The organism is Belnapia mucosa (assembly GCF_016775475.1).
Lineage (GTDB): Bacteria > Pseudomonadota > Alphaproteobacteria > Acetobacterales > Acetobacteraceae > Belnapia > Belnapia mucosa.
The window spans coordinates 161,077-178,949 of the sequence record NZ_JAEUXJ010000007.1 but is presented as its reverse complement, the minus strand read 5'-3'; the positions used below and the strand labels follow the sequence as shown (position 1 = coordinate 178,949).

The following is a 17,873-nucleotide window of genomic DNA, read 5'->3' as shown; positions in this document are numbered from 1 at the left end:
ATGCAGGCCCCAGTTCACCAGTCTGTGAGTAAGCGGGGCATGGCCAGCATGACCGAATCTGGCCGGCAGGATGCGGCGGTGCAGGACGCCGAGGCAGGGCTCGATCCGCTGGCCGGCATCGCCGCGGCCTATGCCGCCGCCCCGGTCGGGCTCGCCTTCAGTGACCGCCGCCTGCGCTACCTCGCCATCAACGAGCATCTGGCCGCCATCAATGGCTACCCCCGGGACGCCACGCTGGGCCGGACGCCGAGCGAGGTCTTCGGCCCGAAATTCGGTGGCATGATCGAGGCCTCGCAGCGCCAGGCGATGGAGAGCGGCCAGCCGCTCAAGGGGCTGGAGATCCGCACCGAGACACCGGCGCATCCGGGCGAGGAGCGGGACTATCTCGCCAGTTACCATCCGGTGCGCAATCCGGCAGGCGAGATCGTCGGCGTCAGCGTCGCCGTGGTCGATATCAGCAAGCTGAAGGAGGCCGATGCCGCCTTCCGCCTGTTGTTCGACCACAACCCGGTGCCGATGTGGGTCTATGACCGCCAGGGCCTCGGCTTCCTCGAGGTGAACGAGGCCGCGACCGCGAGCTATGGCTGGTCGCGCGAGACCTTCCTCGGCATGAACATCCTCGATATCCGTCCGGCGACGGAGCGGGAGATGACGCTCCGCTCCGCCGCGGCGCCCCGGACCGCGCACAAGATCAGCGGGCCCTGGCGGCACCTGGATGCCTGGGGGCGGGAAAGGCTGGTCCAGGTCATGTCCTACCGGCTCGAATTCGCCGGCAAGGATGCGGTGCTGGTCGGCGCCTGGGACGTCACCGACCGGATCCGCGCCGAGGAGGCGCTGCGGGAGAGCGAGGCCTTCGCCCGCAGCGTGGTCGAAAGCAGCCCCGACCGGATCGAGGTCCTCGACCTGGAGGGCAACCTCCTCTTCATGAACGGCCCCGGCCGCCGGCTGATGGAGGTGGAGGATTTCGCCGCGATCGAGGGCCGGCCCTGGTGGACCGGCCTGCCCGAGACAGTGGCGGAGGCGGCGCAGCAGGCCGTGGCCGAGGCGCGGCTGGGCCGGTCGAGCCGCTTCACCGGCGCCTGGCAGGGGGTGCATGGCACGCCGCGCTGGTGGGACATCGTGGTCTCCCCCGTGCACGGGCCGGGCGGGGAGGTGGTGCGCCTGCTCTCCATCGCCCGGGACGTCACCGAGCAGCGGGCGGCGGAGGAGCGCATCGCCCATCTGGCCCTCCATGACCCGCTGACCGACCTGGCCAATCGCCGGCTGTTCCGACAGCGGCTGCAGCAGGCCCTGGCCGGCCTCGGCCAGGGCGAGCGGCTGGCGCTGCATTGCCTGGACCTCGACCACTTCAAAGGCATCAACGACACGCTCGGCCATCCGATCGGCGACGCGCTGCTGCGGCAGACCGCCCTCCGGCTGCGCGGCTGCCTGCGGCAGGGCGATTTCATCGCCCGGATCGGCGGCGATGAATTCGCCATCATCCAGGCCGCGCCCAGCGATGCCGAGACGGCGGCGGAACTCGCCGGCCGGGTGGCCGCAGCGCTGGAGGAGCCCTATGACATCGAGGGCCACCACATCGCCGCCGGCACCAGCATCGGCATCGCCCTGTCCGGCGAGGCCGGGCAGACGCCGGACGACCTGGTCCGCAATGCCGATATCGCGCTCTATCGCGCCAAGGCGGATGGCCGCGGCACCTTCCGCTTCTTCGAGCGGGCGATGGATGAGGCGGTGCAGCGCCGGCAAGCGCTGAAGACCGCGCTGCGGGCGGCGCTGGAGCGGGGCGAGCTGGCGCTGCAATTCCAGCCCCTGGTCGCGCTGGACAGCGATGCGGTCACCTGCTGCGAGGCGCTGATGCGCTGGCGGCATCCGGAGCTCGGCCCCGTCTCGCCGGCCGAGTTCATCCCGATCGCGGAGGAAACCGGGGCCATCATCCGCATCGGCGAATGGGCCTTGCGGACCGCCTGCCGCGCCGCCACCACCTGGCCGGCCTCGGTCCGCGTCGCGGTGAACCTCTCGCCGGTGCAGTTCCGCAATCCGGGCCTGGTGCAGGCGGTGCGGCGGGCCCTGGCCGAAGCGGGGCTGGCCCCCGGCCGGCTGGAGCTGGAAATCACGGAATCCGTCCTGCTGCGCGACGACGAGGCCAATCTCGCGGTGCTGCGGGAGCTGCGCGCGCTCGGCGTGCGGATCGTGCTGGATGATTTCGGCACCGGCTTCTCCTCGCTCGGCTACCTGCTGCGCTTCCCCTTCGACAAGATGAAGCTCGACCGCGCCTTCGTCGCCGGCCTGCCGGACCGCGAGCAATCGATCGCGATCGTCCGCGCGGTGCTCGGCCTCGGCCGCAGCCTCGGCATTCCGGTCGCGGCGGAGGGGGTCGAGACGGGGCGGCAGCTCGATGCCCTGCGCGGCTATGGCTGCGAGGAGGTCCAGGGCTATCTGTTCAGCCGGCCGGTCCCATCGGCGGCGCTGGATTTCGGCCGGGCCAAATGGGCCGATGCGGTGGCGGCTGGCTGAAGCCAGCCCCATGCCTCACAGGTGGCTGTCGGGCACGGTCATGATCCAGAACACCACCGCTTCCTCCTCGAATGGATTGGCGAGCTGGTGCGGCTGGTGGCTCTCGAACTGGAAGCTGTCGCCCTCCGCGAGTTGCGAGCGCCGCCCGTTCACGGTGAGCTCGACCCGGCCGGAGAGGACATAGCCGCCCTTCTCGCCCCGGCCGACCAGCACATCCTCGCTGACGCCGCCCGGCGGCAGGGTGATGAGCATGAAGCGCAGCGGGCTGTCGCCGCGGGGCGAGAGCAGCTCCTTCACCAGCTGCGTCCGGCCGACCAGGATGCGGGCGCGCTGCCCGGGGCGGCGCACGAAACCGGGCTCGGCCTCATCCGCCGCCGCGGCCTCGCCGAAGAATTCCCAGATATTGACGCCGAGCGCGGTCCGCAGCCGCTGGATCGTCTTCATCGACGGGTTGGAGGTGCCGCGCTCGATCTGGCTGATCAGCCCGGCCGAGAGGCCGGCCCTGGCGGCGAGTTCAAGGATGGTCAGCCCATGTTCGGCCCGCAGCGCGCGGAGGCGGGCCCCGACCTGCCTGGCGCCCTCCTGCACCGGCAGGGCCGCCTTCACCACCGTCATGCCGCGAAATCTCCCAGGGGCGCCGGATATCGATGCCGCTTTCATTATGCGGTATCGCTGGCGAGGAAAAGCCGGATGCCCGCAGAGGGGCAGAAACCTGCCCGCTTGCTGGTCAGACAGCGATATTTCCGCAAGAATCAGCCCGATTGCGCTTGACGGGGGCGGAAATCCCGCTTGACCGCAATTTCAGTATAATGAACCATCCCCCTGCCCGCGGTGCAGCCGCTGTCGGCGCAGAGGAGATGGGCATGAGCGACCCGAGCCATCCCGCCCGCCATCCGTCCACGACGACGATCCCGCGCCGCGGCCTTCTGCTCGGATCGGCGGCCGCCGCCCTGGCGCCTGCGGGCGCCGCGCTGGCGCAGCCGCGGCCCCCCGCTGCGCCGCGCGGCCAGTGCGTCCTCGGCTTCTCGCAGGAATTCACTGTCGCCCATCCGCTGATGCCGGCGAATGAGGTCGACCAGGCGGTGTGGTGGAACCTGTTCAGCCCGCTCTGGGGCCTGGACCCTGCCGGGCGATTCTACCCCATCCTCGCCAAGGCGGTGCCGAGCCTGGAGAATGGCGGGATCTCGGCCGATGGGCTGGACTGGCGGATCGAACTGCGCGAGGGCGTGCGCTGGCATGACGGCCAGCCCTTCACCGCCGAGGACGTGAAGTTCTCTCTCGCCCTGATCATGAACCCGAATTTCCGCGCCCGCGGAAAGGATGGCTACGACCGCATCGAGAGCGTCACCGTCGAAGGGCCACAGGTGTTGCGCTGGCGGCTGCGCCAGCCCTATGCGCCGCTGATGTCGATCCTCTCGCAATTCTTCATCGTGCCGGCGCATCGGCTCGCCGGCGCCGAGGATCCGAACAATACGCCCTTCCATGCCGCGCCCATCGGCACCGGGCCGTTCAAATGGGCCGAGCGCCGCACCGGTAGCCATGTGATGCTCACGGCCAACCGGGACTATTTCGGCGAGGGGCCCTATCTCGAGCGGCTGGTCTTCCGCTACGTGCCCGATGTGAACGTGATGTACACCCAGTTCCGCACCGGCGAGCTGGACTATATCGGCCTGCTCGGCATCCCCGCGAACCACTATGCCGAGGCGCGGACGCTGCGGGACCGGGTGATCCATGTCATCCCGCGCGGCTCGGTGGAGAACCTGACCCTCAATCTCGGCCACCCCGTGCTGCGGGAGAAGGTGGTGCGCCAGGCGCTCTATCTCTCGCTCGACACCAGGGCGATCACCGGCGCGCTCTATTACGGGCTGCCGAAGGAAGCGGTCACCTTCCTGCCGCCGGAAAACTGGGCCTATAACGACGCGCTGCCGCGGCACGAATACGATCCGGCCCGCGCGGCGCGGATGCTGGACGAGGCCGGCTGGAAGCCGGGGCGCGACGGCATCCGGGTGAAGGACGGGCTGCGGCTGGAATTCACCAATTCCACCACCACGGGCACCGAGCTCCGCACCCAGGCGCAGCAGCTGCTGGCGCAGAGCTGGGCGAAGATCGGCATTGCGATGAAGATCCACAACCTGCCGGCCGCGGTGCTCTGGGGCAAGTTCTGGGCGGAGTCGCAATTCGACAGCCTGATGACGAACACCACCTACACCATCGCCTCCGACCCCAATGTGCTGCACCGCTTCGGCAGCCATGCCATCCCGAAGCGCGCCGGCTATGGCTCGAATGTCAGCCAGTTCGAGAATGCCCGGGTCGATGAGCTGCTGGCGCGCGGCGTGGTGTTGAACGGGATCGAGGAGCGGCGCGCCATCTACCGGGAGGTGCAGGCGATCATACGGGAGGAATTGCCGATGCTGCCGATCTTCCAGGGCATGCAGATCGAGGGCACCAAGGCCGGGCTGATGGGCTTCGAGAACAACCTCCACGTCCTGGCGAATAGCTGGAACGCGGCGCGCTGGTACTGGGCGTAGGGCGATGGGGGGCTATGTCGCCAGGCGGGTGCTGCAGGCCGCCGGCCTGCTGCTGATCGTCTCCATGATCGGCTTCGCCATCCTGCATCTGGCGCCGGGCGGCCCGCTCTCGCAATTCGCCGCCGGCGGCGACATGACGCAGGAGGATCTGGACCGGCTGGCCCGGCAGCTCGGCCTCGACCGCCCGCTGCCGGTGCAATATCTCGACTGGCTCTGGCGCATGCTGCGCGGCGACTGGGGCGCCTCCTTCCGCGACCAGCAGCCGGTCCTCGCCGTCATCGGCTCCCATGTGGGGGCGACGCTGGAGCTGATGCTCAGCTCGACCCTGCTGGCCATGATCATCGGCGCCTGGGTCGGCATCCTCGGCGCGGTCCGGCGCCATTCGCTGTTCGATGCGCTGGCGACGGTCGGCGCCATGGTCGCGCTGTCCATCCCGACCTTCTGGTTCGGGCTGGTGGTGATCTATGTCTTCTCCGTCGGGCTGGGTTGGCTGCCGGCGGGGAACCGCACCACCATCGGGAATGAATCCTTCCTCGACCAGCTCCATCACCTGATCGGCCCCTGCATCGTGCTGGCGCTGGTCAGCACGGCGGTCTGGAGCCGCTACATGCGATCCTCGATGCTGGACGTGATCCACCAGGACTATATCCGCACCGCGCGGTCGAAGGGCATCCCGGAGCGGCGGATCCTGATCCACCATGCCGTGCGCAATGCGCTGCTGCCGATGATCACCATCACCGGCCTGCACCTGCCGACCCTGCTCAGCGGCGCGCTGGTGACGGAGACGGTCTTCACCTGGCCGGGGATGGGGCGGCTCTTCCTCGATTCGATCAGCTACCGCGACTATCCGGTGGTGATGGGCATCCTGATGTTCACGGCGGTGCTGGTGCTGCTCGGCAGCCTGCTGGCGGACCTGCTCTATCACGTCGCCGATCCGCGCCTCGGGGCGCATGGCGCATGAGCGGCGCGAGCGAAGCCCCGATCGGCCTGGCGGCCGCGCCGGCCGCCGCGCCGCGGCCCCGGCGGCGGGACGGGGCGCTGCGGCGCTTCCTGCGGCACCGGCTGGCGGCCTTCGGGGCGGGCGTCATCACCCTCATGGTGCTGGCCTGCGCCATCGGCCCCTATCTGCTGCCCTTCACCGATACCGAAATCGACATCATGCAGCGCTTCGCCCCGCCCTTCTCGGGGCCGCATCTGCTGGGGACGGATCCGCTGGGGCGGGACATCCTGGCGCGGCTGCTCATGGCCGGGCGCATCTCGCTCTCGGTCGGCTTCTCCGCCATGGCGATCAGCATGGTGATCGGCATCACCGTCGGGCTGGTGGCCGGCTATTACCGCGGCTGGGTCGGCATGGTGCTGATGCGCTTCGTCGATGCCATGCTCTGCTTCCCGAGCATCTTCCTGCTGCTCGCCATCTCCGCCCTGATCGGGCCGGCAGTGGGGTCCATCATCATGCTGATCGCCGTCACCTCCTGGATGGAGGTGGCGCGCATCGTCGAGGCACAGATCCGCGCCCTGAAGGCGCGTGACTTCGCGGTGGCGGCGGAAGCGCTCGGGGCCAGCGATGCGCGGGTGATGCTGCGGGAGCTGCTGCCCAATGCCATCGCGCCCATCGTCGTCGCGGCCACGCTGAACGTGGCACATGCGATCCTGGCGGAATCCTATGTCAGCTTCCTCGGCTACGGCATCCAGCCGCCGACGCCGAGCTGGGGCAACATGCTCGATAATGCGCAGAGCTATCTGACCAGCGCCCCCTGGCTCGCCATCATCCCCGGCGCGGCCATCACGCTCGCGGTGACGAGCTTCAACTTCATCGGCGACGGGCTGCGCGATGCGCTCGACCCGCGGATGGGGGGCCGATGATGCCGGAGGCCGTGACGGACCGGGGCGCGCTGCCGGCGGCGCTGGCGGAGGATGAGATCCTGGCGGTGCGGGACCTCTCCATCGCCTTTCAGACGCCGGCGGGTCGGCTGGCGGCGGTGCAGGACGTCTCCTTCACCCTCCGCCGGGGGGAGACGCTGGCGCTGGTCGGGGAATCCGGCTCGGGCAAGAGCGTCACCAGCCTCGGCATCCTGCGCCTGACGCCGCGCGCCCCCTTCTGCCGCATCACCGGCCAGGTGCTGCTGCGCGGGCGGGACGGGCGGGTGCGCGACCTTGTCGCCCTCCCTGAGGAGGCGATGCGCGAGGTGCGTGGGCGGGATGCCGCCATGGTCTTCCAGGAGCCGATGACCTCCCTCAACCCGGTGCATCGCGTCGGCGAGCAGGTCGCGGAGGCGATCCGCTTCCATGAGGGGCTCGGCCGCCGGGCGGCGCTGACGAAAGCCGCCGAGCTGCTGGAACTGGTCGGCATCCCCGATCCGCGCCGGCGCCTCGCCAGCTATCCGCATGAGCTGTCGGGCGGCATGCGGCAGCGGGTGATGATCGCCATGGCACTGTCCTGCGAGCCGCAGCTGCTGATCGCGGATGAGCCGACGACGGCGCTCGACGTGACGATCCAGGCGCAGATCCTCGACCTGCTGCGGCGGCTGCAGGAACGGACGCGGATGGCGGTGATCTTCATCACCCACAATCTCGGCGTGGTCGCCGAGATCGCGGACCGGGTGATGGTGATGTATGCCGGCCGCGTGGTGGAACAGGCGCCGGTCCGCCCGCTCTTTGGCGCGCCGCTGATGCCCTATACGCGCGGGCTGCTGCGATCCGTCCCCCGGCTGGACCTGGCCGGGCTGGGGCGGGAGAAGCTGGCCGCCATCCCGGGCACGGTGCCGGACCCGCTCGACCCGCCCCCTGGCTGCAGCTTCGCCCCGCGTTGCGACCATGTCGAACCCGGCCGCTGCGACGCCGCCCTGCCGGGGCTCGACCTGGCGAGGCCGGAGCATCGCGTGCGCTGCGTACGCTGGGCCGAGCTGGCCGGAGGCGTGGCATGACGGCGCTGCTGGAAGTCCGCGACCTGCGTAAATGGTTCGCCGGCCCGCGGCCCGGGCCGTTCCGGCCGCGCGCCAAGCTGCATGCGGTGGATGGCGTGTCCTTCGACATCCAGCGCGGGGAGGTCCTGAGCCTCGTCGGCGAATCCGGCTCGGGCAAGACCACGGTGGGCCGCACGGTGCTGCGGCTGGCGCGGCCGGATGGCGGCACGATCCGCTTCGGCGGGACGGAGATCACCAGCCTCTCGCGCGATGCGCTGCGGCCCTTCCGCCGGCGGATGCAGCTGGTCTTCCAGGACCCCTATGCCTCCCTCAACCCGAAGATGACGGTGGAGGAGATCGTCGGCGCGCCGCTGGCGATCCATGAACCCGCCATCGGCACGGCGGAGCGGCGGCGGCGGGTGGAGGAAGCGCTGTCGCTGGTCGGGCTGCTGCCCTCGCATATCGGGCGCTATCCGCATGAATTCTCCGGCGGGCAGCGGCAGCGCCTCGGCATCGCGCGCGCGCTGATCCTGCGGCCGGAGCTGCTGATCGCGGATGAACCGGTCTCGGCGCTCGATGTCTCCGTCCAGGCGCAGGTGGTGAACCTGATGCTGGAGCTGAAGGAGAGGCTGGGGCTGACCATCCTCTTCATCTCGCATGACCTGGCGGTGGTGGGACACATCTCGGACCGGATCGCGGTGATGTATCTCGGCCGGCTGGTGGAGGTGGCGCCGACCCGCGCCCTCTTCACCGCACCGCGCCATCCCTATACCGAGGCGCTGCTCTCGGCCGTGCCGATCCCCGATCCCATGGTGCGGCGGGAGCGGATCGTGCTGACCGGGGACGTGCCGAGCCCGCTCAACCCGCCCTCCGGCTGCCCCTTCCGCACCCGCTGCCGCTACGCGCTGCCGGCCTGCGCCGAGGCGCCGCCCGCGCTGCGCGAGATGGCGCCCGGACACTGGAAGGCCTGCATCCGGGACGACATCGCCTTGGCCTCCCCGGTCGGGGTGGCGTAGGCGCGCCGGCGCCTCAGTTCGCCCAGTACCACTCCCGCATGTTCCAGGTATTCTGCCGGGCATTCACATTCGACCGGAAGCCGACCAGCGTATCCTTCGTGCCCTCGGCGGTCTGGTACTGGTAGATCGGCAGGATCGGCAGCTCCTCCCGCACGATCTCCTGCAGGCGGGCATAGGCAGCCTTGCGGCGCGCCTGGTCGAAGCTGGTCTGGCCCTCGGCCAGCAGGCGGTCGGCTTCCGGGTTCACCCATTGCATGTAGTTGCCGCCGCTGCCGCCGCGCACGGGGATCGCATCGCTCGAGAAGCGCGTGGCGGGATCGGGGTCGATGCCGGTGCGGAAGGCGGTGCCGACCATCAGCATCTGGAATTTGGAGCGGACATAGAACTCGCCCCAGATCACCGCCGCTGGCATGTTGTTGATCTTCATCGCCACGCCGAGCTTGCCCCAGTCCTGCATGAGGAGCTGCTGCACCTGTTCGCGCAGCGCCGCACCGGTGGTGGTGGAGACGGCGAATTCCAATGGCACGCCATTCTTCTGCCGGATGCCGCCGCTGCCGCGCGTCCAGCCGGCCTGGTCAAGAATACGGTTGGCCTGCGCCAGATCGTAGCGATGCGCCGGGAGGTTGGGGTTGTAGGCCCAGGATTCCTGCGGCGCGAAGGATTCGGTCGGCTTGTGCATGCCGTAGAAGATGACGTCGATAATCCCCTTCTTGTTCATCCCCGCATAGAGCGCCTGGCGCACCGCCTTGTCGGACAGCACGGGGTGTTCGAGATTGGGCATCAGCACTTCGAGCGAGCCGCTCGGCGCCGTCGCCACGCGCCGGCCGGGCAGCTTCATCGCCTCGGCGAGGAAATTCGCCGGGATGCCGGTGCCGATGATCGCATCCACCGCGCCGGTGCGGAATTGCGCATAAAGAGCCGTCTGGTCGGGCACGTATTTGAGGACGGCACGCTCCAGATAGGGACCGCGGCCATGATATTTGTCGTAGGCAGCAAGCTGGATGTGGTCGCCCGGCACGCGGCGGTCCCAGCGGAAGGGCCCGGTGCCGATGGGGCTGGCATTGAAGGGCGCGTTGTTCGGATCCGCCGCCTTCTCCAGCACATGCTTCGGCACAATATAGGTATTGGCCAGCAGGGCGAGATAGGGCGCATAGGCCTTCTCCATCCGCCAGGAAATCTCCTGCGGCCCCTTCACCACGATGTCGCGCACCAGGCTGTGGCCGACCCGCGTGCGGGCGCGGAAGGAGGGGTTGTTGATCAGCTCCAGCGAGTAGCGCACATCCTCGGCGGTGAAGGGCGTGCCGTCATGCCAGGTGACCCCGTCGCGCAGCTTGACGGTCCAGGCCAGCCCATCCTCCGAGATGCCACCATTGGCCTGCGACGGGACCTCGCTGGCCAGGTCGGCGATCAGCTCGCCCTCCGGGGTCGGATACCAGAGGGCGCTGAAGACGTTCATCCAGATCGTCTCATCCACCTCGATGCCCGGCATCAGGGGGTTGAAGACGGTCGGCTCCTGGGAAATGCCGACGACCACCTGCCCCTTCCGGGTGACGGGCGGCGGCGGCACCGGGCGCGCGGACTGGGCCCGCGCGCCCAGGGGCGAGAGCGCCGCCCCGGCGCCGAGGGCGAGAAGGCCACGTCGGTGCAGCGCGGGGCGTGAGAGGATCGGGCCGGTCTCGTCCATGCTGCGAACTCCTGTTCTATGCGGTGGCGGAGGGGCCGCGGCGGATCACGAGGTCCGATCCTTCACGCGGTAATAGAGGCCGACGAGGGGCATGAACCAGGGTGGGCCGAAATGGCCGGGCACGGGCCGCCACTCCAGGTCGCGGAAGGGATTGGCCTCGGCGCGGCCGCCCATCACCTGGGCCATCACTTGCCCCATATGAACGGACATCTGCACGCCATGGCCGCTATAGCCGGTGGCGTAGAAGATGCCGTCCTGCTCCCCCGCCCGCGGCAGCCGGTCCTGGGTGGCATCGATGGTCCCGCCCCAGCAATACTCGATCCGCGCCGAGGCGAGCTGCGGGAACAGGCGGTGCAGCTGCGCCGCGAGCACCCGGCCGCTCTTCGCATCCGAGATCAGGGAGGGGAGCGCAAAGCGCGCCCGCCCGCCCCAGACCAGCCGTCCATCCGGTGTGGTGCGGAAGTAATTGCCAATGAGGCGCGTCGTGGTCGCGGTGCGCTGCGTCGGCATGGCGGCGGCGATGCGCTCCGCGCCCAGCGGCTCGGTGACGATGACGAAGGAGCCGAGCGGCACCAGCCGGCGGCGGAAATACAGCGGCCCGAGGCGGCTGAAGCCGGTGGCGAGCAGAACCTGCCCGGCCTCGATCGTGCCGCGCGGCGTGGCGATGCGGTGCCCGCCCGCCTGCCGCTTGAGGGAGGTGACCGGCGTGTCCTCGAAGATGCGGGCGCCGTGGCGCCGCGCCGCCTCGGCCAGGCCCATGCCGAAGCGGCCGACATGCATCTGCGCGCTTTTCGGGAAGACGATGCCGCCGAAGAAGGCATCGGAGACGATCTCGCGGTGCAGCTCGGCACGGGGGATCAGCCGCGCCTCCGGATCGGCCTCGCGCTGCAGCAGGTCGAAGCCGCGCGCGATGGTTTCGTAATGCTCGGGCTTGGCGGCCAGCTTGATCTTGCCGGAGCGGCGGAAGTCGCAGGCGATGCCCTCCTCCCGCACGATGCGCTCCACCGCATCCACCGCATCGTCGAAGGCATGGTAGAGCCGCCTTGCATGGTCGAGGCCGAGGCTGCCGGCCAGGGCGGCGAAGTTGTGGGCGGTGCCGTTGTTGACATGGCCGCCATTGCGGCCGGAGGCCTGGCCGACGACCCGGCCCGCCTCCAGCACCACCACGCTCGCGCCGCCTCGGGCCAAGGCGAGGGCGGCCGAGAGGCCGGTGAAGCCGCCGCCGATCACCGCCACATCCACCCGGCCTTCCACCGGCCCCGCCTCCGCGCCGGAGAAGGGTGTCGCGGTGTCGAGCCAGTAGGGCACCATCCGCATCGTCACATCATCCCGGGTTTCTGGATGCGGGACCCGTCGATCAGGCGTTCGTAGCGGAAGGGCTTGGGATCCACCGCCGGCGTCCGGCCCAGGACAATATCGGCGGCAAGCTGGCCGGCGCCCGGCCCGATCCCGAAGCCATGGCCGCTATAGCCGGTCGAGAGATAGAGGCCGGGCAGCGCCCCCACCGGGGCGATCACCGGCACCGCATCCGGCGTCGAGTCGATCCAGCCGCCCCAGATCTGCCCCATCTTCACCCCGGACAGGGCGGGGTAGGAGGCGGCGAGCTGCTTCAGCGCCGGCTCCGCCACGCCCTGCTTGGGCGTGGGGTCGAGGGTGCGCATGTCCTCCGCCTCGAAGATCGTCGGCTGGTCCATGCGCCAGCGGCCCTTGGCGGCCTGCGGGCCGCGGAAGAAGGACTCGCCGATGCCGAATTTCACCATCTTCCGCCGCGCCACCAGGGTCGGCCAGAATTTGCGGGCATAGCGCAGGCCCTGCGGCGTGATCTCGATCTGGCCGCGGTTGTTGGCGGCGATGATGTAGCTGCCATCCTCGCGCCGACCGACAGTGATGTCGGAGGTATAGAGACCGCCCGGCGTGATCTCGGGCGCCGGCTCGGTGGCGAAGACGGTGGAGCGGATGCTCGATTGCGGCAGGTCCAGCCCATGCCGGCGCAGCATCATCGAGGACCAGGCGCCGCCCGCCAGCAGCACCTGCGGCGCGCGGAGGCGGCCATGTTCGGTGATGACGCCGGCGATCCGGCCGCCCTCGATATCGAGCCCGCGCACGGCGCAGCGCTGGTGGATGCTGGCGCCGAGCCGCCGCGCCGCGGTAGCGATGGCGGGCGCGGCCTTGCGCGGGGACGCCATGCCGTCATGCGGCGAATGGATGCCGCCGACCCAGTCCTTCGCGGTGCCCGGCACCATCGCGCGCGCCTCCTCGGCCGAGAGGATGCGGCTGTGGAATTGGTAGCCGCGGGCCATCTCCACCCATTGGCGCCAGGTCTCCAGCTCGCTCTCGCTGCGCGTCGCGTAGATCAAGCCGGTGCGCCGGAAGCCAAGATCGATCCCGGCCTCCTTCGGCAGGCTGTCCCACAGCTCCATGCTGCGCAGCATGACCGGGATCTCGCGCTCGTCGCGGTTCTGCACGCGACACCAGCCCCAGTTGCGGCTGGACTGCTCGCCGGCGATGACGCCCTTCTCCAGCAGGGCGACGCGCTGCCCCGCCTTGGCCAGGAAATAGGCGGCTGTCACACCGGCGATGCCGCCGCCGATGATGGCGACATCCACCTCGGCGGGCAGGTTCGGATCGCTGGTGACGGGATCGACGGGTGGCGACATAGGCGCAGGCTCCGGGAAGGGCGGTGAAGGTTAGAGGCCGAGCAGGCCCGGCAGTCCGCCGATATCGGCGATCTCGTGGAAGCCGTAGAAGGCATTGCCCCGCGGCTCATGCCCGCGATTGACCCAGGCCTTGTCGCGGATGCCGAGGTCATGCGCCGTCATCATGTCGTAGCGGAAGGAGGAGGAGACATGCAGCAGCTCCTCCGGCCGGGCATTCAGCTGGCCCAGCATGTATTCGAAGGCCTGCATGCGCGGCTTGTAGGCCTGGGCCTGCTCGGCGGTGAACACCGCATGAAAGGGCGCTTCCAGCTTCGCCACATTGTGGTGGATCTGGTGGTTGGCGGCGTTGGACAGGATGACGAGGGGGAATTCCTTCGCCACGCGCGTCAGCGGCGCCGGCACGTCGGGATGGGGGCCCCAGCTCGGGATGGCGTCCGAGAAGCGGGCGCCGTCACCCTCCCGGTAGGCGATCCCGTGCTTCACGCAGGTGCGGCGCACGGCATTCTCGAGCACCTCGACATAGGGTTTCCAGGCGCCGAGAACCTCGTCCAGCCGATAGGCGCTGAAGTCGCGGACGAAGGCATCCATGCGCTCCGCCGGCACGCGGTCCGCGAAATGCTCGCGCGTCAGCGGGCCTATCTGGAAATTGGTCAAGGTGCCGTAGCAGTCGAAGGTGATGTATTTGGGCCGCAGATGGGACATGGGGGCATCCTTCGATCCGGCCGGCATCGCCGGGCTGCGACTGATCCTAAGGGTCGGCCGCCCGCACGATACCATCGGCATCACGCCGTGAAGCGAAGATTATGCCGATTGCAGGCGGGCTATCGGCATAAACCGCGGTGCGGTGCCCCACGCGGCGGATGATGCCGAATCCTCCGCAACTTCGGAAGCTCGTGCCGCGCGCATCCGGTATCCATGCGGCAGGCGAGAACTGCATCGAATGGGGCCACGCATGGTGAAGGAACCGGCAGACAGGGTAGAGGGCGCCGTGCGGCTGCGCCCGCTCACCAGCGCGGACCTGCCTTCGGCGCAACCCCTGACGGCGGCGCTGCGCTGGCCGCACCGGGTGGAGGACTGGGCCTTCGCCCTCGCGCTCGGCGATGGGCTGGCGGCCGAGCTGGATGGCCGCCTGGTCGGCACGATCATGGGCTGGCGCTACGGGGCGGATGCGGCGGCGCTCGGCTTCGTCGTGGTCGCCGATGCGGCGCAGGGCCGCGGCATCGGGCGTGCGCTGACCGAAGCCATGCTGGGCATCCTCGGGCAGCGGAGCGTGACGCTCACCGCCACCGAAGCCGGGCTGCCGCTCTATCGCAGCCTCGGCTTCACCGGCACGGGCCTGGTGCGGCAGCATCAGGGCGGCACCTTCTCGGCGGAGCTCATCCCGCTGCCGCCGGGGCAGCGGCTGCGCCCGCTCGGCCGCAGCGACGCGCCGGTTCTCGCCACGCTCGACCGGCGGGCGCTCGGCCTCCAGCGCGATTCCCTGATCGAGGCGCTGCTGCCCGTCTCGGACGGCGTGGTGCTGGACCGGGAGGGCGAGGCGATCGGCTTCGCGCTCATTCGCCGCTTCGGACATGGGCAGGTGATCGGGCCGGTGGTGGCGCCCGACCTGGCGGGCGCGCGGGCGCTGATCGCCCATTGGCTGGGCTCGCGCTCGGGGCAATTCATCCGGATCGACGTGCCGGAGGAGAGCGGCCTCTCGCCCTGGCTGCAATCCCTGGGCCTGGAGGAGGTCGGGACGGGCGCGGTGATGGTGCGCGGCACGCCGCCGCAGGGCGATGGCACGCTGCGCGGCTTCGCCCTCGTCAGCCAGGCGATGGGCTGAGGCGATGAGCATCGTCTACAAATCCGAACCGCTGCGCGGCGAGGCCTGGCGCCGGCTTTTCGCCGAGGCGCTGCCGGACCTGCCCTTCCATATCTGGCCGGAGACCGGGGACCCGGCATCGGTGCGCTACCTCGCCGCCTGGCAGCCGCCCGAGGATCTGGCGGCACGCTTCCCCGCGCTGCGGGTGCTGTTCTCCGTCGGCGCCGGGGTGGACCAGTTCGACCTGCGCGCCCTGCCGCCTGCGGTGCAGGTGGTGCGGATGCTGGAGCCGGGGCTGACGGCGGGGATGGTGGAATATGTCACCCTCTCCGTGCTCGCCCTGCATCGCGACCTGCCGCTTTTCCTCGACCAGCAGCGGCGGCGCGTCTGGGCCGCGACCCGGAGCGTTCGGGCGGAGCGGCGGCGCGTCGGCATCCTCGGCCTCGGCGTGCTGGGCCTCGCCACGATCGAGGCGCTGCGGGGCTTCGGTTTCGCCGTCTCGGGCTGGAGCCGCGGGCGGCGCGACCTGGACGGCGTCGCCTGCTTCGCTGGGATGGAGGAGCTGCCGGCCTTCCTCGCCGAACTCGACATCCTGGTCTGCCTGTTGCCGCTGACGGCGGAGACGCGGGGGATGCTGAATGCGGCGCTCTTCGCCGCGCTGCCGCGCGGGGCGAGTTTGGTGAATGCCGGCCGCGGCGGGCATCTGGTGGAGGCTGACCTTCTGGCCGCGCTGGACTCCGGCCAGATCGCCGCCGCCATCCTCGATGTGACGGAACCTGAGCCGCCGCCGGAGGATCACCCTTTCTGGTCGCATCCGCGGATCTGGCTCACGCCGCATGTCGCCAGCATGACCCATGCGGAGACGGGCGGCGAGGCGATCATCGACAACATCCGGCGGCACCGGCGTGGCGAGCCGATGCTCGGCCTGGTGGATCGCAGCCGCGGCTACTGACCGCCCGCGCTTGTCAGCCGCCCTGGCCGCGCGCTAGCGTCTCGCGCGGTGGGATTCTCCACCGCCGGATGGTTCCGCATGGTGGCTGGCGTCCCGAAACTCGACCGGATCGACCTTCGGATCCTGGCCCATCTGCAGAAGAACGGCCGCGCGACCAATGTCGATCTCGCCGAGGCGGTGGGGCTCTCGCCCAGCCCCTGCCTCACCCGCGTGAAGCGGCTGGAGAAGGCGGGCTACATCGCCGGCTATGGCGCGCATCTCAACCTGCAGAAGCTGGGCGACACCGTGACCATCTATACCGAGGTCACGCTGTCGGATCACCGCAGCGCCGATTTCCAGCGATTCGAGGCCAGCATCCGCGGCATGAGCGAGGTGGTCGAATGCCACCTCGTCAGCGGCGGCTACGACTACCTGCTGAAATTCATGACCCGCTCGATCCCGCATTACCAGGAGCGGATCGAGCATATGCTGGCGCTCAGCATCGGGATCGAGAAGTATTTCTCCTACATCGTCATCAAGTCAGTCTTCGTGAAGCACGCCTACGACCTGGAAGTCTTCTTCCCCGCCGAGGGCTGAGCCCGGCGCCACGCCCGCGACCCGGTCCGCGGAGTCAAGCAAAGCCTCATCCCCAGCCCTGTGGACAAGCCTCTGGATAAGGCTTGGGGTAGTCGCGACCGGGCCTGGAGACTCCTGGCCTCCCTATAGCGTTCGTTGTCCGTTCCCTGTCGCCCCCGCGCACTGCCATGCGCCGCCGCCTGTGGCGCCCCGGCCACAAGCGGGGCATGGCGCCCGCCGCGCGATCCTGCCAGCCTGTTGCCGAAGCGCGCCCGGAGAGGCGCCAGCACGGGAGAGAGATGGGAATGAGGATGCCACTGCCCTGGATCGCCGGCCTGCTGCTGCTGGGCCTCGCCCAGACCGCCGCCGCCTTCCCCGACAGGCCGCCCCGCATCCTGGGCGGCTTCGCCCCGGGCGGCACCAGCGACATCATCAACCGCCTGACTGCCGAGGCGGTGGCGCAGGATTTCGGCCAGCGCCCGGTGGTGGAGATTCGCACCGGCGCCAATGGCTTCGTCGCCGCCGAGGCCGCGGCGCGCAGCCCGGCGGATGGGCATGTGGTGGTGCAATGCTCGACCGGGCTGCTGACCATTACCCCGGAGCTGCCCGGCGCCATGCTGCCGATCGACCCGGCGCGGGAGCTGGTGCCGATCGCCAATATCGTCCACTCCACCCAGGCCGTGGTGGTCTCGGCGCAGTCGCCCTATCGCAGCATGGCGGAGCTGCTGGCGGCGGCGCGGGCCAGGCCGGACAGCATTACCTATGCCAGCGCCGGCATCGGCTCCGTCTCGCATCTCTCGGGCGCGCGGCTGGCGCAGCTTGGCGGGCTGCGGCTGGTGCATGTGCCCTATCGCGGCGCGGCGCCCGGCGTGCTGGATGTGGCGGGCGGGCGCACCGACCTCATCATCACCAATCTTGGCGATGTCGCGGGGCAGATCGGCGCTGGGCTGCGGCTGCTGGCCTTCGCCGACGGCATCGGCTCGCCGCGCTACCCAGGGGTGGCCCAGGTCTCGGAGGCGCTGCCCGGCTATGCCGTCAGCGGCTGGTTCGGCCTCTGCGGCCCACGCGGCATGCCGGAGGAGGTGGTCGGCCGCTGGTTCACCGCGCTGCGCGCCGGCTTCGCCGACCCGGCCCTGCAGCAGCGCCTGCAGGAGAACGGGCTGGCGCTGCGGCTGGAGGACCCGGCGCAATTTGCCCGGACCATCGAGGCGGATCGCCGCCTCTGGGGCGGGACGATTCGCGCGGCCGGGATCCGCGCGGAGTAGA

Annotated in this window: 15 protein-coding genes; 10 read left to right on the top strand and 5 right to left on the bottom strand. The window is 70.0% G+C overall.

Going from position 1 to position 17,873, the window contains the following annotated elements; genetic code table 11:
• Nucleotides 1-48: 48 nt before the first annotated feature.
• The gene (locus JMJ55_RS17625) at nucleotides 49-2,511 is read left to right on the top strand and encodes a sensor domain-containing protein (protein WP_202826895.1); all 2,463 of its coding nucleotides are present in this window, start codon (nucleotides 49-51) and stop codon (nucleotides 2,509-2,511) included.
• A 15-nt stretch (nucleotides 2,512-2,526) separates the two neighbouring features.
• On the opposite strand, the gene JMJ55_RS17620 is transcribed toward JMJ55_RS17625, so the two are convergent.
• Nucleotides 2,527-3,126, bottom strand: coding sequence for a helix-turn-helix domain-containing protein (locus JMJ55_RS17620; RefSeq protein WP_202826894.1), 600 nt, complete (start codon nucleotides 3,124-3,126; stop codon nucleotides 2,527-2,529).
• A gap of 248 nt (nucleotides 3,127-3,374) precedes the next feature.
• Here JMJ55_RS17620 and JMJ55_RS17615 point away from each other — a divergent pair, with 248 nt between their 5' ends.
• Genes JMJ55_RS17615 through JMJ55_RS17595 form a run of 5 tightly spaced genes read left to right on the top strand, consistent with a single transcriptional unit; the run spans nucleotide 3,375 to nucleotide 8,958 of the window.
• On the top strand, nucleotides 3,375-5,039 hold the full coding sequence (locus JMJ55_RS17615) for a peptide ABC transporter substrate-binding protein (RefSeq protein ID WP_202826893.1): 1,665 nt from the start codon (nucleotides 3,375-3,377) through the stop codon (nucleotides 5,037-5,039).
• Nucleotides 5,040-5,043: 4 nt separating this feature from the next.
• Entirely contained in the window at nucleotides 5,044-6,000 is a 957-nt protein-coding gene (locus JMJ55_RS17610) for an ABC transporter permease (RefSeq protein WP_202826892.1), read from the top strand.
• A complete protein-coding gene (locus tag JMJ55_RS17605; protein ID WP_202826891.1) occupies nucleotides 5,997-6,902 on the top strand; it encodes an ABC transporter permease in 906 nt (301 codons plus the stop codon). The genes JMJ55_RS17610 and JMJ55_RS17605 overlap by 4 nt, the downstream gene beginning before the upstream one ends.
• Nucleotides 6,899-7,963 (top strand): ABC transporter ATP-binding protein, encoded by a 1,065-nt coding sequence (locus tag JMJ55_RS17600; protein WP_236033799.1) that lies wholly within the window; start codon nucleotides 6,899-6,901, stop codon nucleotides 7,961-7,963. The genes JMJ55_RS17605 and JMJ55_RS17600 overlap by 4 nt, the downstream gene beginning before the upstream one ends.
• Nucleotides 7,960-8,958 (top strand): ABC transporter ATP-binding protein, encoded by a 999-nt coding sequence (locus JMJ55_RS17595; protein ID WP_202826890.1) that lies wholly within the window; start codon nucleotides 7,960-7,962, stop codon nucleotides 8,956-8,958. The genes JMJ55_RS17600 and JMJ55_RS17595 overlap by 4 nt, the downstream gene beginning before the upstream one ends.
• A 13-nt stretch (nucleotides 8,959-8,971) precedes the next feature.
• On the opposite strand, the gene JMJ55_RS17590 is transcribed toward JMJ55_RS17595, so the two are convergent.
• Genes JMJ55_RS17590 through JMJ55_RS17575 form a run of 4 tightly spaced genes read right to left on the bottom strand, consistent with a single transcriptional unit; the run spans nucleotide 8,972 to nucleotide 14,001 of the window.
• Nucleotides 8,972-10,642 (bottom strand): peptide ABC transporter substrate-binding protein, encoded by a 1,671-nt coding sequence (locus JMJ55_RS17590; RefSeq protein ID WP_202826889.1) that lies wholly within the window; start codon nucleotides 10,640-10,642, stop codon nucleotides 8,972-8,974.
• A gap of 45 nt (nucleotides 10,643-10,687) precedes the next feature.
• Nucleotides 10,688-11,959: an NAD(P)/FAD-dependent oxidoreductase gene (locus JMJ55_RS17585; RefSeq protein ID WP_202826888.1), complete on the bottom strand. Its 1,272-nt coding sequence runs from the start codon at nucleotides 11,957-11,959 to the stop codon at nucleotides 10,688-10,690.
• Between the two features lie 2 nt (nucleotides 11,960-11,961).
• Entirely contained in the window at nucleotides 11,962-13,299 is a 1,338-nt protein-coding gene (locus tag JMJ55_RS17580; protein ID WP_202826887.1) for an NAD(P)/FAD-dependent oxidoreductase, read from the bottom strand.
• Nucleotides 13,300-13,329: 30 nt separating this feature from the next.
• Nucleotides 13,330-14,001, bottom strand: a complete 672-nt coding sequence (locus tag JMJ55_RS17575; RefSeq protein ID WP_202826886.1) for a haloacid dehalogenase type II — start codon at nucleotides 13,999-14,001, stop codon at nucleotides 13,330-13,332.
• A gap of 250 nt (nucleotides 14,002-14,251) precedes the next feature.
• On the opposite strand from JMJ55_RS17575, the gene JMJ55_RS17570 reads away from it, so the two are divergent.
• The 4 genes from JMJ55_RS17570 to JMJ55_RS17555 all read left to right on the top strand — a co-directional run bounded on the left by JMJ55_RS17570 (nucleotide 14,252) and on the right by JMJ55_RS17555 (nucleotide 17,872).
• Entirely contained in the window at nucleotides 14,252-15,121 is an 870-nt protein-coding gene (locus JMJ55_RS17570) for a GNAT family N-acetyltransferase (protein ID WP_236033798.1), read from the top strand.
• A 4-nt stretch (nucleotides 15,122-15,125) separates the two neighbouring features.
• Nucleotides 15,126-16,052: a 2-hydroxyacid dehydrogenase gene (locus JMJ55_RS17565; protein ID WP_202826884.1), complete on the top strand. Its 927-nt coding sequence runs from the start codon at nucleotides 15,126-15,128 to the stop codon at nucleotides 16,050-16,052.
• 78 nt (nucleotides 16,053-16,130) lie between these two features.
• On the top strand, nucleotides 16,131-16,628 hold the full coding sequence (locus tag JMJ55_RS17560; protein WP_236033797.1) for an Lrp/AsnC family transcriptional regulator: 498 nt from the start codon (nucleotides 16,131-16,133) through the stop codon (nucleotides 16,626-16,628).
• Between the two features lie 284 nt (nucleotides 16,629-16,912).
• Nucleotides 16,913-17,872, top strand: coding sequence for a Bug family tripartite tricarboxylate transporter substrate binding protein (locus JMJ55_RS17555; protein ID WP_202826883.1), 960 nt, complete (start codon nucleotides 16,913-16,915; stop codon nucleotides 17,870-17,872).
• Nucleotide 17,873: the final 1 nt, after the last annotated feature.